This is a genomic window from Serratia sp. TSO36 (assembly GCF_057808395.1).
The window spans coordinates 1-16,255 of the sequence record NZ_JBJZOU010000025.1 but is presented as its reverse complement, the minus strand read 5'-3'; the positions used below and the strand labels follow the sequence as shown (position 1 = coordinate 16,255).

Below are 16,255 nucleotides of genomic sequence, written 5' to 3'. Positions count from 1 at the left end.
TTTGCCTGGCGGCAATAGCGCGGTGGTCCCACCTGACCCCATGCCGAACTCAGAAGTGAAACGCCGTAGCGCCGATGGTAGTGTGGGGTCTCCCCATGCGAGAGTAGGACACTGCCAGGCATCAAATTAAGCGTGCTGATATGGCTCAGTTGGTAGAGCGCACCCTTGGTAAGGGTGAGGTCCCCAGTTCGACTCTGGGTATCAGCACCACTTTATTTAAAGTGGGTTTAGAAGTTCGGCAGAAAAAAGAATTTGCTTGGCGGCAATAGCGCGGTGGTCCCACCTGACCCCATGCCGAACTCAGAAGTGAAACGCCGTAGCGCCGATGGTAGTGTGGGGTCTCCCCATGCGAGAGTAGGACACTGCCAAGCATCAAATAAGCCAAGAGGCCATCCGAAAGGATGGCCTTTTGGCTTTTCAGTCCTTTTACTCTCTCTACTCATATCTTGGCGCAGATCGCGCAATGAAACATTTTCACCTTTCCGCTGAATGCTCGACAGCGACGGAAAAAAACGCTATCTTCGGGCATCTAGAAGTCTAAACGTATAAATGGATGTGTGAGGGTTAAGCAATGCCGATTCGTGTTCCTGATGAGTTACCTGCGGTCAATTTCTTGCGCGGTGAGAATGTCTTCGTGATGACATCCTCGCGGGCAAAAACACAGGAAATCAGGCCACTGAAAGTGCTGATCCTCAACCTGATGCCAAAGAAGATCGAAACGGAAAACCAGTTTCTGCGCCTGTTGTCCAACTCGCCGCTGCAGATTGATATCCAGCTGCTGCGTATCGATAGCCGCGAATCGAAGAACACGCCGGCCGAGCATCTGAATAACTTCTACTGCGACTTCGAGGATATCCAGAACGAGAACTTCGATGGTCTGATCGTCACCGGCGCGCCGCTGGGGCTGGTCGATTTCTGCGATGTTGCCTATTGGCCACAGATCGAGCGCGTGATCGACTGGGCCAAGCACCACGTTACCTCCACGCTGTTCGTGTGCTGGGCGGTACAGGCGGCGTTGAATATTCTGTATGGCATTCCCAAGATGACGCGCGAAGTGAAGCTCTCCGGCGTTTACCCGCACCAAACGCTACAGCAGCATGCGTTGCTGACGCGCGGCTTCGACGAAAGTTTCCTGGCGCCGCATTCACGCTATGCCGATTTCCCGACCGAGGTGATTCGCCAATATACCGACCTGGATATTCTGGCCGAATCCGAACAGGCGGGCGCCTACCTGTTCGCCAGCAGGGACAAGCGCCTGGCGTTCGTCACCGGCCATCCGGAGTATGATGCGCTGACCCTGGCGGGGGAGTATTGTCGCGACCACGAAGCCGGCCTCGATCCCGCCGTTCCGCTCAACTACTTCCCCGATGACAACCCCGCACTGACACCGAAAGCCACCTGGCGCAGCCATGGCCATCTGCTGTTTTCCAACTGGCTCAACTATTACGTCTACCAGATCACGCCGTACGATCTGCGTCATATGAATCCGACGCTCGACTGATCTTTTCTGCCTGCCGGCGGCTGAATCGAGGCCGCCGCTCCGTTGATCCTCAGCAAGATCCTCTTTTTATCCGTCACTTCTCCAGTAAATTCTTTGTTCAACAAGGCGTTAGTGCGTCTTCATAAAGTTACTGGAAGCGATTTCCTTACCTGTCATTATTGTTATCTTATCTAACCAGTTGATAATAAAGTGTTAATAAAATATTTAATAATAAAATGGAAATGGTTTTTGATTTTTATTTTTTGTTGAGTATTCTTAGAACTATCGGGATGAGATCTGACCAGTTGAGGATCGTTTCATCCGCCCTGATCCACAGTGATTTCTGATGAAAATGCGCCGGTCGCGCGGGCGCAACGATGGGAAGGAGCAAGGTCATGACGCAACAGATAGCAGGCACGGAATTAAGGTTTACGCAGGGTTTCGCCGCAGCGGAGCGCCAGGTGTTGACCGATGAAGCGGTTGAATTTCTGGCGGAACTGGTGGGGAAATTCACGCCGCGGCGCAACGAGCTGCTGGCGGCGCGTGTCCGCTGGCAGCAAAATATCGATCGCGGCGAACTGCCGGGCTTTATTTCGGAAACCACTTCCATTCGTGAAGGTGACTGGCAGATCCGCGGCATTCCGCAAGATCTGCGTGACCGCCGGGTCGAGATCACCGGGCCGGTCGAGCGCAAGATGGTGATCAATGCGCTTAACGCCAACGTAAAAGTGTTTATGGCGGACTTCGAAGACTCGCTGGCGCCAAGCTGGGACAAAGTCATCGACGGCCAAATCAACCTGCACGATGCGGTTAACGGCACCATTTCCTACACCAATGAAGCCGGCAAAATCTACCAGCTGAAACCGAACCCGGCGGTATTGATCGCTCGCGTGCGCGGCCTGCATTTGCCGGAAAAACACGTGCTGTGGCGTGATGAAGCCATTCCCGGCGGCCTGTTCGATTTCGCGCTGTACTTCTACCACAACTATCGCCAACTGTTGGCCAAGGGCAGCGGCCCGTATTTCTACCTGCCGAAAACCCAGTCCTGGGAAGAAGCGGCCTGGTGGAGCGATGTCTTCAGCTTCACCGAGGATCGTTTCGATCTGCCGCGCGGCACCATCAAAGCGACCGTGCTGATCGAAACCCTGCCGGCGGTGTTCCAGATGGACGAAATCCTCTACCACCTGCGCGATCACATCGTGGGTCTGAACTGCGGCCGCTGGGATTACATCTTCAGCTATATCAAAACGCTGAAGAATCACGGCGATCGCGTGCTGCCGGATCGTCAGTCGGTGACCATGGAGAAACCTTTCCTCAGCGCCTATTCGCGCCTGCTGATCAAAACCTGTCATAAGCGCGGCGCGTTCGCCATGGGCGGCATGGCGGCGTTTATCCCGAGCAAAGACGCCGAGAAAAACGCCTGGGTGCTGAACAAGGTACGGGCGGACAAAGAGCTGGAGGCCAGCAACGGCCACGACGGCACCTGGGTGGCGCACCCGGGGCTGGCGGACACGGTGATGGAGGTATTCGACAAAGCATTGGGCGATCGCCAAAACCAGCTGGAGGTGCTGCGTGAGCAAGACGCGCCGATCAGCGCCGCACAGCTGCTGGAACCGTGCGATGGCGAGCGTACCGAAGCGGGGATGCGCGCCAATATTCGCGTGGCGGTGCAGTACATCGAAGCCTGGATCTCCGGCAACGGCTGCGTGCCGATTTACGGTTTGATGGAAGATGCGGCCACGGCGGAAATCTCCCGTACGTCTATCTGGCAGTGGATCCACCACGAGAAGAGCCTGAGCGACGGGCGCCCGGTCACCAAGGCGCTGTTCCGCCAGATGCTGCAAGAAGAGATGTTGGTGGTGCGTGAAGAAGTGGGGGAAGCGCGCTTTAACGCCGGCCGGTACGAAGAGGCGGCGCGCCTGATGGAGCGCATCACCACGCAAGATGAGTTAATCGATTTCCTGACGCTGCCCGGCTATGAGCTGCTGGCCTGAATTTTCCCAATCAACCCTACACGACTGAAAGGATAAAAATTATGTCTACCTCTCGCTCTCAACAGATCCAGCAGCTGGAACAGGAATGGAAATCGGCCCGTTGGGAAGGCATCACCCGCCCTTACAGCGCCGAAGACGTGATCAACCTGCGCGGTTCGGTCAACCCGGAATGCACTCTGGCGCAAAACGGTGCCGCCAAACTGTGGGCGTTGCTGAACGGCAAGGCGCGCAAAGGCTACGTGAACTGCCTGGGCGCGCTGACCGGCGGCCAGGCGTTGCAGCAGGCCAAGGCCGGCGTCGAGGCTATCTACCTGTCCGGTTGGCAGGTGGCGGCGGACGCCAACAGCGCGGCGGCCATGTACCCTGACCAGTCGCTGTATCCGGTGGACTCGGTGCCGAAGGTGGTCGAGCGCATCAACAATACCTTCCGCCGCGCCGATCAGATCCAATGGGCGAACCAGATTGAGCCGGGCAGCAAAGGCTATACCGATTACTTCCTGCCGATCGTCGCCGATGCGGAAGCCGGCTTCGGCGGCGTGCTGAACGCCTTCGAGCTGATGAAAGCGATGATCACCGCCGGCGCCGCCGGGGTGCACTTTGAAGATCAGCTGGCGGCGGTGAAGAAATGCGGCCATATGGGCGGCAAAGTGCTGGTGCCGACGCAGGAAGCAATTCAGAAGCTGGTCGCCGCGCGCCTGGCGGCCGACGTGCTCGGCGTGCCGACGCTGGTGATCGCCCGCACCGACGCCGATGCGGCCGACCTGCTGACCTCCGATTGCGATCCGTATGACAGCGCCTTCGTCACCGGCGAGCGCACGGCGGAAGGCTTCTTCCGCACCCATGCGGGCGTCGAGCAGGCGATCAGCCGCGGCCTGGCTTATGCCCCTTACGCGGACATGGTGTGGTGCGAAACCTCTACGCCGGATCTGGATGCCGCTCAGCGCTTCGCCGACGCCATCCACGCCAAATACCCGGGCAAGCTGCTGGCCTACAACTGCTCGCCGTCGTTCAACTGGAAAAAGAACCTCGACGACCAGACCATCGCCCGCTTCCAGCAGGCGCTGTCGGACATGGGCTACAAGTATCAGTTCATTACGCTGGCGGGCATCCACAGCATGTGGTTCAACATGTTCGACCTGGCGCACGCCTATGCGCAGGGCGAGGGCATGAAACACTACGTCGAGAAGGTGCAGCAGGCGGAGTTCGCCGCGGTGGATCGCGGTTACACCTTCGCGTCGCACCAGCAAGAGGTGGGCACCGGCTACTTCGACAAGGTCACCACCATTATTCAGGGCGGCGCCTCTTCGGTCACTGCGCTGACCGGTTCGACGGAAGAACAGCAGTTCTGATGCGGCAAGCTTGAAGACGTTTCATCCGGAGCCTGCATGCGCAGGCTTCTTTTTCTGGCGGGGGTAAGGATGGCGGCAAAACTGGAGTTGTTGATCGCACAGACGATCCTGCAAGGCTTCGATGCGCAGTACGGCCGCTTTCTGGAAGTGACCGCCGGCGCGCAGCAGCGCTTCGAGCAGGCGGACTGGCCGGCGGTGCAGCGGGCGATGAAAAAGCGCATCCATCTGTATGACCATCACGTCGGCCTGGTGGTGGAGCAGCTCAAATGCATCACCGGGCAGAAATACTTCGACGCCGACTTCCCCAGCCGGGTCAAAGCGGTCTATATCGACCTGCTGCCGGACTACCCGCGCTTCGAGATCGCCGAAAGCTTCTTTAACTCGGTCTACTGCCGGCTGTTCAAGCACCGCGATCTGACGCCGGACAAGCTGTTCGTGTTCAGTTCGCAGCCGGAGCGGCGCTTTCGCGACATTCCGCGTCCGCTGGCGCGCGATTTCACCCCCAATGGCGATCTGCCGGCGATGCTGCGCAGCGTGCTGAGCGATCTGCCGCTGCGGCTGCCGTGGGAGGATTTGACGCGCGATATTCACTACATCACTCAGGCGCTGCAACGCGCCTTCAGCGCACAGCAGTTGGCGGGGGCAACCTTCCAGATCGCCAACGAACTGTTCTATCGCAACAAGGCCGCCTGGCTGGTCGGCAAGCTGCGTCTGGCCGACGGCGTTTATCCGTTCTTGCTGCCTATCCACCACAGCGAGTCGGGCGCGCTGTTTATCGACGCCTGCCTGACCGGTAAGGCCGAGGCCAGCATCGTCTTCGGCTTCGCCCGATCTTATTTCATGGTCTATGCGCCGCTGCCGGCGGCGATGGTGGAGTGGCTGCGCGAGATCCTGCCGGGCAAAACCACCGCCGAGCTGTACATGGCGATCGGCTGCCAGAAGCACGGCAAAACCGAATGCTATCGCGAATACCTGACCTTTATGGCGCAGTCGCAGGAGCAGTTCATTATCGCGCCGGGGGTGAAGGGCATGGTTATGCTGGTGTTCACCCTGCCATCCTTCGATCGGGTGTTTAAAGTGATTAAAGACGAATTCGCCCCGCAAAAAGAGGTGACGCAGGCACAGGTGATGGCCTGCTATCAGCTGGTGAAAGAGCATGACCGCGTCGGGCGCATGGCGGATACCCAGGAGTACGAGAATTTCGTCGTCGACAAGGCGCGCCTCAGCCCGGCGCTGTTGGCGGAGCTGCAGCGTGAAGTGCCGGGCAAGCTGGAAGATCTCGGCGATCGCATCGTGATCAAACATCTGTATATGGAACGGCGCATGACGCCGCTGAACCTGTATCTGGAGCAGGCCAACGACCAGCAGATGCGCGATGCGATCGAAGAGTACGGCAATGCCATCAAGCAGCTGGCCGCCGCCAATATCTTCCCCGGCGACATGCTGTTCAAGAACTTCGGCGTGACGCGCCACGGGCGGGTGGTGTTCTACGACTACGACGAAATTTGCTACATGACCGAGGTCAACTTCCGCGACATTCCGCCGCCGCGCTATCCGGAGGACGAGCTGGCCAGCGAGCCGTGGTACAGCATCGCGCCCAACGACGTGTTTCCGGAGGAGTTCCGCCACTTCCTGTGCGGCGATCGGCGCATTCGGCAGGTGTTTGAAGAATTGCACAGCGATCTGTTTACCGCGGAGTATTGGCGCGGGTTACAGCAGCGCATCCGCGAGGGGCACGTGGAAGACGTGTTCGCTTACCGCAAGAAGCAGCGGTTCAGCCAGCGCAGCGGGGCGGCGCTGCCGGCCGCCACCGCTGCGATGTAAATCAGGCCTGGGCGCCCGCGACGGCGGCGCGCGCCAGTTCGGTGATGCGCGCGTAGTCGCCGCTTTCCAGCGCGTCCGCCGGCACCAGCCAGGAGCCGCCGATGCACAGCACGCTTTTCAGCGCCAGATAGCTGCGGTAGTTGTCCGGCGAGATGCCGCCGGTCGGGCAGAAGCGCACCTGCGGGAACGGGCCGCCGATCGCCTGCAGCGCTTTTACGCCGCCGTTGGCTTCCGCCGGGAAGAATTTAAACTCGCGCAGGCCGTAATCCATGCCCAGCATCAGCTCGGAAACGGTGCTGATGCCCGGAATAAGCGGAATGGACCCGGCGGTGGCTGCCTTGAGCAGCTCGTCGGTCAGCCCCGGGCTGATGGCGAACTGCGCGCCGGCCTCGGTCACTTCACGCAGCTGCTGCGGATTGATCACGGTACCGGCGCCGATGATAGCTTCCGGCACTTCTTGGGCGATGGCGCGAATGGCGTCCATGGCGCAGGCGGTGCGCAGCGTCACTTCCAGCACCCGCACGCCGCCGGCGACCAGCGCTTTCGCCAACGGCACCGCATGTTCCAGATTGTTGATCACGATCACCGGCACCACCGGCCCCGCTGTCAGGATCTGCTCGGCGCTTGTTTTCCACTTGTTCATGATGACGTTCTCCTTTGTGGCCGCTGCCAGGCGGCGATGCGGCCAGGCTATCGATTAAAATGTGATGCAGCAGGCGCCCTGCTCGGCGCCGGACAGCTGGCTGCGCAGCGCGCCGAACAGCTCGCGGCCACAGCCGATGTGTTCTGCGCTCAGATCGGGTTGGCACGGCGTGCGTTGGGCCAGTTCGTCGGCGTCGACCAGTACCTGCAGCTCGCCGCTGCGGCCGTTGATGCGGATCGGATCGCCGTCGCGCACTTTCGCCAGCAGGCCGCCGGTATAGGCTTCCGGGGTGACGTGGATGGCGGAAGGCACCTTGCCGGAGGCGCCTGACAGGCGGCCGTCGGTCACCAGCGCCACTTTGAAGCCGCGATCCATCAGCACGCCTAGCGGCGGCATCAGCTTGTGCAACTCCGGCATGCCGTTGGCCTGCGGCCCCTGGAAACGCACCACCACCACGCAATCGCGATCTAGCTTGCCGGCTTCAAACGCCGGCACGATGTCGTGCTGGCTGTCGAACACCACCGCCGGCGCTTCGATGATCTGGTTGTCGGCGGGCACCGCCGAGGTTTTCATCACCGCACGGCCCAGATTGCCGGCCATCACTTTGGTGCCGCCGTGATGTTCAAACGGCTGAGCGACGCTGGCGATCACGCTGGCGTCGAGCGAACCGGTTACGCCTTCACGCCACACCAGCTGGCCATTATCCAGCCAGGGTTCCTGGGTGTAGCGGTGCAGGCCGAAACCGGCCACGGTGTGCACGTCTTCGTGCAGCAGCCCGTGTTGCAACAGCTCACGCACCACCAGCGGCACGCCGCCGGCGGCCTGGAACTGGTTGATGTCGGCCGGGCCGTTCGGGTAGATGCGACACAGCAGCGGCACCGCCTCCGACAGCTCCGAGAAATCGTCCCAGGTGATGATGATGCCCGCTGCGCGCGCCATCGCCACCAGATGCATGGTCAGGTTGGTGGAGCCGCCGGTGGCCAGCAGCGAGACGATGCCGTTCACCACCACTTTCTCGTCCACCAGGCGGCCGATCGGCAGGTAGTTGCCGGCGGTGTCGGTCAGTCGCGTCACCTGGCGCGCAGCGGCGTCGTTCAGCGCGTCGCGCAGCGGCGTATCCGGATGCACGAAAGAGGCGCCCGGCAGGTGCAGGCCCATCACTTCCATCACCATCTGGTTGGTGTTGGCGGTGCCGTAGAAGGTGCAGGTGCCGATGCCGTGATAGGAGGCGGCCTCGGCTTCCAGCAGCGCCAGACGATCGGCCTTGCCCTCGGCGTACAGCTGGCGCACGCGCACCTTTTCCTTGTTCGGCAGGCCGCTGCTCATCGGGCCGGCCGGCACGAACAGCGCGGGCAGGTGGCCGAAGGAGAGGGCGGCCATCACCAGCCCCGGCACGATCTTGTCGCAGATGCCGAGGAACAGCGCGCCGTCGAACATATTGTGCGACAGGCCGACGGCGGCCGACATGGCGATCACGTCACGGCTCATCAGCGACAGCTCCATGCCGTCCTGCCCCTGTGTCACGCCGTCGCACATCGCCGGCACGCCGCCGGCCACCTGGCCCACGGCGCCCACCGCCTTCAGCGCCTGCTTCAGCCGCTGCGGGTAGTGTTCGTACGGCTGGTGGGCCGACAGCATGTCGTTGTAGGCGGTGATGATGGCGATATCGCTGCGCACCATGTTTTTCAGCGCCGTCTTGTCATCGGGCTGACAGGCGGCGAAGCCGTGGGCCAGGTTGCCGCAGGCCAGCTGCGCGCGGTGGACGGTTTGGGAACGGGCCGCCTCGATGCGCGCCAGATAGGCGGCGCGGCTGGCCTGGGAACGGTGGATGATGCGCTGCGTGACACGGGACAAGGTTGGGTTAATCATGCCTTCCTCACATTGCTGTTGTTATAGTCGCCGCCTGTGGCGGTGCCCCCGGGGATGATTTGCAGCCCTGGTATGCAAGGCCGGGGGCGATTTAGGATTTAAAACATCGTGAATGCAATCATGCCGATAGCGCCGCCGACGCTGCCCAGAATCGTTTCCATCACCGTCCAGGTTTTCAGCGTTTGCAGTTCGTTGGCGCCGGTGAATTTGCCGAACAGCCAGAAACCGGCGTCGTTGACGTGGCTCAGCACGATGGAGCCACCGGCGATGCAGATAGCCAGCGCGGCCAGCTGCCCGCCGTTCAGCCCGAGCTGGCTGGTGACCGGCAGCACCAGGCCGACGGTGGTCAGACAGGCGACGGTGGCCGAGCCTTGAATCACCCGCACCATGGCGGAGAGCGCAAAGGCGGCCACGGCGATCGGCAGGCCGGCGCCGATCATCGCGTCACCCAGCGCCGGCCCTACGCCGGAATCCACCAGGATCTGTTTGAACACCCCGCCGGCGCCGGTCATCAGCAGGATGATCCCGGCCGGTTGCACCGCGGCGGAGCAGATGGCCAGCGTCTGTTCGTTGCTCATGCCGCGCGGTTTCGCCAGGCCGTAAATCACGATCAGGCAGGCCAGCAGAATGGCGGTGAACGGGTGGCCGATAAACTCCAGCCACTGCTGCAGCTGCGAGCCGGGGGTGACCAGCCGCGCGCCGATGGTCTTCATGCCGACCAGCACCAGCGGGCACAGCACCAGCGCCAGGCTGAAGCCGAACGACGGCAGATTGCCCTTGGTCAACGTCGGCTCGTTCTCTTCCGGTGGCATCGGCCAGTTGACGAAGCGGCTGATAAAGCTGCCGTACAGCGGGCCGGCGATCAGCATGCCGATCACCGCCGCCACCAGGCCGATGGCGATCATCCAGCCGAAGTCGGCCTTCATCTGCGAAGCCAGCAGCATCGGCACCGGCCCCGGCAGCAGGAAGGAGGCGGCGGCGGCCACGCCGGCGAACAGCGGAATGGCCAGCTTGACGATATTGCCATCGGTGCGGCGCGCCACGGCGAACACGATGCCGATCAGCAGCACCACCGCCACGTCGAAGAACAGCGGCAGCGCGCAGATCAGGCCGGCGATGCCGAGCGCGTAGTGCGCCTTGCTTTGTCCGAATCGTTTCAGCAATTGCGCCGCAATTTGATCGAGCGCGCCGACCTCATGCAGGATCTTGCCGAACATCGCCCCGAGCGCCACCACGATCGCCAGGAAGCCCAGCGTGTCGCCCATGCCTTTTTGCATGGTGTCGGCGATATGGTCCAGCGGCATGCCGGAGAAGATGCCGGCGGCGATGGACACCAGCATCAGCGCGACGAAGGCGTGCATGCGCGCCTTCATCACCAGGAATAACAGCAGTAAAACCGAGCCGACTGCGGTACCGACCAGCGTTACGGTACTCACGCGCACACGTCCTGCGGCAGGAAGCTCTGGATATGGCGCACGGTATCGGCGATCACCGCGTCCAGCGGCTGGTTGATGTCGATCGCCATCACGTCGCTTTCGTCGGCGCCCGGCTGCTCCAGCGCGGCGAACTGGGTGACCAGCATCTGCGGTTTAAAAAAGTGGCCGTTACGCGCCGCCAGGCGGGATTCGATCACCGGGAATTCGCCGTGCAGATAGATGAACGACAGGTTGCCGTTGCCGGCGCGCAGGCGGTCGCGATACTGCTTTTTCAGCGCCGAGCAGACGATGATCGACACGTTGTTGGTGCGCTGCATGGCGAAGGCGGCGTCGTTGAGCGCGGCCAGCCACGGGGCGCGATCGTCGTCGTTCAACGCTTCGCCGGCGGCCATCTTCAGGATGTTGCTGCGCGGATGCAGGAAGTCGCCGTCGAGGAAGCCGGCGGAGAGTTGGCGGGCCGCGGCGGCGGCGACGGCGGACTTGCCGCTGCCGGAAACGCCCATAACGACGTAAATGCGATTTTGATTGTTGGTCATGGCTTGGCTCCAAAACACCGGGTGACGTTACCTTCGTTCAGTTTGTTTGTTACCGGTAACATGTTATCGGTAACATTGTCGAAGGAAGTTTGAGCGGTTGCAATGGGCTTTCGCCGTGAGGATCGTTAACTGTGATCGGCTTCAAGCTTTTTTCCCGTGCGCTACACAGGATGCCGACAGCCTGTTACATGCTGACAACAGAGCAAGGAATCAGGAGAGAGGGCGCGCAGGGGCGCCCCTCGGAGGGGTGGGATCAGCGCACGCCGCCGTAGGCCAGGCTGATCTCTTTCGCCGCGTGGATCACCAGCGCCCCCAGCTCGATCACGCGATCGTCGGTGATGCGCGACACCGGGCCGGAGATGGAGATGGCGGCGAAGGCTTCGCGGTGCTCGTCGAAGATGCAGGCTGCCACGCAGCGCAGGCCGAGCGCGTGTTCTTCGTCGTCAAAGGAGAAGCCCTGTTTGCGGATCTGCGCCAGCCCCTCTTTCAGGTTGTGCGGCGTCAGGGTGTGCGGCGTGTAGGTGTGCATGCCTTTCTTGTGCAGCAGTTTGGTCACCTGATCGTCCGGCAGGGTGGCGAGGAACGCCTTGCCGGCGCCGGAGGCGTGCATCGGCAGTTTGCCGCCGATCGGCGCCGACATGCGCATCAGCGCCGTACACTGCACCTGATCGATGATGATCGCCTGGTACTCGCTGGTATCCAGCACCGCCAGGTTGACGGTTTCGCCGGACTCTTCCATCAGGCGGCGCAGCGTCGGGTGCACCATCGCCAGCAGGTTGCGGCTTTGCAGGAAGCTGCTGCCGACCACAAAGGCGTGCGAGCCGATGGTCCACAGGCCGAGATCGCCGACCTGGCGCACGAATCCCTGCTGCTGCATGGTGGTGAGCAGGCGGTGAGTGGTGGAGTTCGGCAGGCCGGCCTGCTGGGCCAGATCGGTCAGCGCCACGTTGCCCTGGGCTTCCGAAATGTACTCCAACAGCTTCAGGCCACGGGTCAATGATTGTACCTGACCGGTCGCCGCACTGGCGGCCGGGGCTGCTGCGCGGGGCTTCTTGCCGCGTTTGGCGGGAGCAGGGGTGGCCATGGGTGAGATTCCTTTTTCCGTATGATGGAATTCATTTTCGTTTTTTGTCGATGAATTGCAAGTCGCCGTCAGCTCATCGGAGGTGTTGGCGCACAACCTGAAAAACTCTCAATTGTCGTCTGCCCCTTTGTCCCTACAAGCTGTGCTAGGATGACTCGTTGGTTTTTGCGGCAGTTGAGCAATGGGCTGGATGGCAATGGAAGGGGTTACAGTGACGAATCGAGTAGAACAACTGCGCCGCCAGTTAGCGCAGCGCATTTTGGTGTTGGACGGCGGCATGGGCACCATGATCCAGAGCTATCGTCTGGATGAGCGCGATTTCCGCGGTGAGCGTTTCGCCGACTGGCGCAGCGATCTGAAAGGCAATAACGATCTGCTGGTGCTGACCAAGCCGGAAGTGATCGCCGCCATTCATTACGCCTATCTCGAGGCGGGCGCCGATATCCTTGAAACCAATACCTTCAACGCCACCTCCATCGCCATGGCCGACTACCACATGGAGTCGCTGTCCGCCGAGATTAACTATCAGGCCGCCTGCCTGGCGCGCACCTGCGCCGACGAATGGACGGCGCGCACGCCGGAAAAACCGCGCTACGTCGCCGGGGTGCTGGGGCCGACCAACCGCACCGCGTCCATCTCGCCGAACGTCAACGATCCGGCGTTCCGCAACATCTCGTTCGACGAGCTGGTGACGGCTTACCGTGAATCGACCCGTGCGCTGGTGGAGGGCGGCGTCGATCTGATCATGATCGAAACCATCTTCGACACCCTGAATGCCAAGGCCGCCGCCTTTGCGGTGGAAACCGAATTCGAAGCGCTGGGGGTGGAACTGCCGATCATGATTTCCGGCACCATCACCGACGCTTCCGGCCGCACTTTGTCCGGCCAGACCACCGAGGCGTTTTACAATTCGCTGCGCCACGTCAAGCCGCTGACCTTCGGCCTGAACTGCGCCCTGGGCCCGGATGAACTGCGTCAGTACGTCGCCGAGCTGGCGCGCATCTCGGAGACCTACGTCACCGCGCACCCGAACGCCGGTTTGCCGAACGCCTTCGGCGAGTACGATCTGGATGCGGCCGAGATGGCGCGCCAGGTCGGGGAGTGGGCGCAGGCCGGCTTCCTCAATATCATCGGCGGCTGCTGCGGCACCACGCCGGAACATATCGCCGCGATGGCCAACGCAGTAGAGGGCGTGCCGCCGCGCCGGCTGCCGGAGATCCCGGTCGCCTGCCGCCTGGCGGGCCTGGAGCCGCTGACCATCGATGCCAACACCCTGTTCGTCAACGTCGGCGAGCGCACCAACGTCACCGGTTCGGCGCGATTCAAACGGCTGATCAAAGAAGAGAAATACAATGAGGCGCTCGACGTGGCGCGCCAGCAGGTCGAGAGCGGCGCGCAGATCATCGACATCAACATGGACGAGGGGATGCTCGACGCCGAAGCGGCGATGGTGCGCTTCCTCAATCTGATCGCCGGCGAGCCGGATATCGCCCGGGTGCCGATCATGATCGACTCCTCCAAGTGGTCGGTAATCGAAAAAGGCCTGAAATGCATCCAGGGCAAGGGCATCGTCAACTCGATCTCGATGAAGGAGGGCGAAGAGGCCTTTATCCATCACGCCAAACTGGTGCGCCGTTATGGCGCCGCGGTGGTGGTGATGGCGTTCGACGAAGTGGGGCAGGCGGACACCCGCGAGCGCAAGTTCGAGATCTGCCGCCGCGCCTATAACATTCTGACCGAGCGCGTCGGCTTCCCGCCGGAAGACATCATTTTCGACCCGAACATTTTCGCCGTCGCTACCGGTATCGAAGAGCACAACAACTACGCCGTCGACTTTATCGAAGCCTGTGCCGACATCAAAACCCACCTGCCGCACGCGATGATCTCCGGCGGCGTGTCCAACGTGTCGTTCTCGTTCCGCGGCAACGATCCGGTGCGTGAAGCGATCCATGCGGTGTTCCTGTATCACGCCATTCGCAACGGCATGGACATGGGCATCGTCAACGCCGGGCAACTGGCGATTTATGACGATTTAAGCGCCGAGCTGCGCGACGCGGTGGAGGACGTGATCCTCAACCGTCGCGAGGACGGCACCGAACGCCTGCTGGAGCTGGCGGAAAAGTACCGTGGCAGCAAAGATAATGACGTGGCGGTGCAGCAGGCGGAGTGGCGCGGCTGGCCGGTGGAGAAACGGCTGGAGTATTCGCTGGTGAAGGGCATCACCGAATTTATCGAGCTGGACACCGAAGAAGCGCGGCAGCAGGCCGAACGCCCGATCGAAGTGATCGAAGGGCCGCTGATGGCGGGGATGAACGTGGTCGGCGATCTGTTCGGCGAGGGCAAGATGTTCCTGCCGCAGGTGGTGAAATCCGCCCGCGTGATGAAGCAGGCGGTGGCCTACCTGGAACCCTACATCGAGGCCAGCAAGCAGCAGGGCACCTCCGCGGGCAAAATCCTGTTGGCGACGGTGAAGGGCGACGTGCACGACATCGGCAAGAACATCGTCGGCGTGGTACTGCAGTGCAACAACTATGAAATCGTCGATCTGGGCGTGATGGTGCCGACGGAGAAAATCCTGCGCACCGCGCGCGAGGAGAACGTGGATATCATCGGCCTGTCGGGCCTGATCACGCCATCGCTGGACGAGATGGTCAACGTGGCCAAAGAGATGGAGCGCCAGGGCTTTACGCTGCCGCTGCTGATCGGCGGCGCCACCACCTCCAAGGCGCACACCGCGGTGAAAATCGAGCAGAACTACAGCGGCCCGACCACCTACGTGCAAAACGCCTCGCGCACCGTGGGCGTGGTGTCGGCGCTGCTGTCCGCCACCCAGCGCGACGAGTTTGTGGCGCGCACCCGCAAAGAGTATGAAACGGTGCGCATTCAGCATGCGCGCAAAAAGCCGCGCACGCCGCCGGTCGATTTGCAGAAGGCGCGCGCCAACGCCATGGCGCTGGACTGGGCCGATTATCAGCCGCCTGTGCCGCGGCAGCTCGGCGTGTTCCCGGTGGCGGCCGGCATCGAGACGCTGCGCCACTACATCGACTGGACGCCATTCTTCATGACCTGGTCGCTGGCGGGCAAATACCCGCGCATCCTGGAAGACGAGGTGGTGGGGGAAGAGGCCAAACGCCTGTTCCACGACGCCAATCAGATGCTGGATCGGCTGGCCGCCGAGCGCAGCCTCAACCCGCGCGGCGTTTACGGTCTGTTCCCGGCCAACCGCGTCGGCGATGACGTGGAGGTGTACCGCGACGAACGGCGTGACGAGGTGCTGGCGGTGAGCCGCCATCTGCGCCAGCAGACGGAAAAAACCGACTTCCCGAACTACTGCCTGGCGGACTTTGTGGCGCCGAAAAGCAGCGGCAAGGCCGACTACTTCGGCGCCTTCGCGGTGACCGGCGGGCTGGAGGAGGACGCGCTGGCGGCGGCGTACGACGCGCAGCACGACGATTACAACAAAATCATGGTCAAGGCGCTGGCGGATCGCCTGGCGGAGGCCTTCGCCGAATACCTGCATGAGCAGGTGCGCAAGCTGCACTGGGGCTATGCCGCCGACGAGAGCCTGAGCAACGAAGAGCTGATCCGCGAAAACTATCAGGGCATCCGGCCGGCGCCGGGCTACCCGGCCTGCCCGGAACACACCGAAAAAGCGACCATCTGGCAGCTGCTGGACGTCAACCGCCACACCGGCATGGAGCTGACGGAGTCCTTCGCCATGTGGCCGGGGGCGGCGGTGTCCGGCTGGTACTTCAGCCATCCTGAAAGCAAGTACTTCGCGGTGGCGCAGATCCAGCGCGATCAGGTGGAAGACTACGCGGCGCGTAAAGGGATGAGCGTGAGCGAGGTCGAACGCTGGCTGGCGCCTAACCTAGGCTACGACGCCGACTGATTTCCTCTTTAAGGGCGCAGCGTGAACTGCACCCCAAATGTTGGACACATCTGACATTTGGAGGTGCAGTTCTATGAAGTTTTCGCTGCAAGACAAACTCAGTGCCGTCCGGCATTACCTTGCCGGGCTTGGCAGCCAGCGGCAAACC

The 16,255-nt window shown here is 61.8% G+C and carries 10 protein-coding genes, 1 tRNA gene and 2 rRNA genes; 8 read left to right on the top strand and 5 right to left on the bottom strand.

Features of this window, described 5'->3' with window-relative positions:
- Window positions 1–4: 4 nt before the first annotated feature.
- The 7 genes from rrf (ACK3CV_RS22940) to aceK all read left to right on the top strand — a co-directional run bounded on the left by rrf (ACK3CV_RS22940) (window position 5) and on the right by aceK (window position 6,647).
- Window positions 5–120 (top strand): 5S ribosomal RNA (gene rrf, locus ACK3CV_RS22940).
- A gap of 14 nt (window positions 121–134) precedes the next feature.
- Window positions 135–210, top strand: a tRNA-Thr gene (locus ACK3CV_RS22935).
- Window positions 211–255: 45 nt separating this feature from the next.
- Window positions 256–371 (top strand): 5S ribosomal RNA (gene rrf, locus ACK3CV_RS22930).
- 200 nt (window positions 372–571) lie between these two features.
- Window positions 572–1,501 carry a homoserine O-acetyltransferase MetA gene (metA, locus tag ACK3CV_RS22925; RefSeq protein ID WP_033654730.1) on the top strand — a complete coding sequence of 310 codons (930 nt, stop codon included), beginning with the start codon at window positions 572–574 and terminating at the stop codon, window positions 1,499–1,501.
- A gap of 374 nt (window positions 1,502–1,875) precedes the next feature.
- A complete protein-coding gene (gene aceB, locus ACK3CV_RS22920; RefSeq protein ID WP_164142070.1) occupies window positions 1,876–3,474 on the top strand; it encodes a malate synthase A in 1,599 nt (532 codons plus the stop codon).
- Window positions 3,475–3,515: 41 nt separating this feature from the next.
- Complete coding sequence (gene aceA, locus ACK3CV_RS22915; protein ID WP_004936630.1) at window positions 3,516–4,823, top strand: isocitrate lyase; 1,308 nt, start codon at window positions 3,516–3,518, stop codon at window positions 4,821–4,823.
- 69 nt (window positions 4,824–4,892) lie between these two features.
- On the top strand, window positions 4,893–6,647 hold the full coding sequence (gene aceK / locus ACK3CV_RS22910) for a bifunctional isocitrate dehydrogenase kinase/phosphatase (RefSeq protein ID WP_033649688.1): 1,755 nt from the start codon (window positions 4,893–4,895) through the stop codon (window positions 6,645–6,647).
- 1 nt (window position 6,648) lies between these two features.
- Here the strand turns inward: aceK and ACK3CV_RS22905 are convergent, their stop codons facing one another.
- From ACK3CV_RS22905 to iclR, 5 genes are all read right to left on the bottom strand, one after another.
- Entirely contained in the window at window positions 6,649–7,290 is a 642-nt protein-coding gene (locus ACK3CV_RS22905; RefSeq protein ID WP_164142072.1) for a bifunctional 4-hydroxy-2-oxoglutarate aldolase/2-dehydro-3-deoxy-phosphogluconate aldolase, read from the bottom strand.
- Between the two features lie 54 nt (window positions 7,291–7,344).
- Window positions 7,345–9,159, bottom strand: a complete 1,815-nt coding sequence (edd, locus tag ACK3CV_RS22900; protein ID WP_164142074.1) for a phosphogluconate dehydratase — start codon at window positions 9,157–9,159, stop codon at window positions 7,345–7,347.
- Window positions 9,160–9,257: 98 nt separating this feature from the next.
- Complete coding sequence (gene gntU / locus ACK3CV_RS22895) at window positions 9,258–10,595, bottom strand: gluconate transporter (RefSeq protein WP_033649721.1); 1,338 nt, start codon at window positions 10,593–10,595, stop codon at window positions 9,258–9,260.
- Window positions 10,592–11,131 (bottom strand): gluconokinase, encoded by a 540-nt coding sequence (gene gntK, locus ACK3CV_RS22890; protein WP_033636235.1) that lies wholly within the window; start codon window positions 11,129–11,131, stop codon window positions 10,592–10,594. The genes gntU and gntK overlap by 4 nt, the downstream gene beginning before the upstream one ends.
- Before the next feature lie 253 nt (window positions 11,132–11,384).
- Window positions 11,385–12,215 (bottom strand): glyoxylate bypass operon transcriptional repressor IclR, encoded by an 831-nt coding sequence (iclR, locus tag ACK3CV_RS22885; protein ID WP_004936648.1) that lies wholly within the window; start codon window positions 12,213–12,215, stop codon window positions 11,385–11,387.
- 196 nt (window positions 12,216–12,411) lie between these two features.
- Here iclR and metH point away from each other — a divergent pair, with 196 nt between their 5' ends.
- Window positions 12,412–16,107: a methionine synthase gene (metH, locus tag ACK3CV_RS22880; RefSeq protein WP_103830351.1), complete on the top strand. Its 3,696-nt coding sequence runs from the start codon at window positions 12,412–12,414 to the stop codon at window positions 16,105–16,107.
- Window positions 16,108–16,255 lie beyond the last annotated feature (148 nt).

Coding starts and splice junctions, on each gene's coding strand:
- metA (WP_033654730.1), top strand. CDS start 572: ATGCCGATTCGTGTTCCTGATGAGTTACCTGCGGTCAATTTCTTGCGC.
- aceB (WP_164142070.1), top strand. CDS start 1,876: ATGACGCAACAGATAGCAGGCACGGAATTAAGGTTTACGCAGGGTTTC.
- aceA (WP_004936630.1), top strand. CDS start 3,516: ATGTCTACCTCTCGCTCTCAACAGATCCAGCAGCTGGAACAGGAATGG.
- aceK (WP_033649688.1), top strand. CDS start 4,893: ATGGCGGCAAAACTGGAGTTGTTGATCGCACAGACGATCCTGCAAGGC.
- ACK3CV_RS22905 (WP_164142072.1), bottom strand. CDS start 7,290: ATGAACAAGTGGAAAACAAGCGCCGAGCAGATCCTGACAGCGGGGCCG.
- edd (WP_164142074.1), bottom strand. CDS start 9,159: ATGATTAACCCAACCTTGTCCCGTGTCACGCAGCGCATCATCCACCGT.
- gntK (WP_033636235.1), bottom strand. CDS start 11,131: ATGACCAACAATCAAAATCGCATTTACGTCGTTATGGGCGTTTCCGGC.
- iclR (WP_004936648.1), bottom strand. CDS start 12,215: ATGGCCACCCCTGCTCCCGCCAAACGCGGCAAGAAGCCCCGCGCAGCA.
- metH (WP_103830351.1), top strand. CDS start 12,412: ATGGAAGGGGTTACAGTGACGAATCGAGTAGAACAACTGCGCCGCCAG.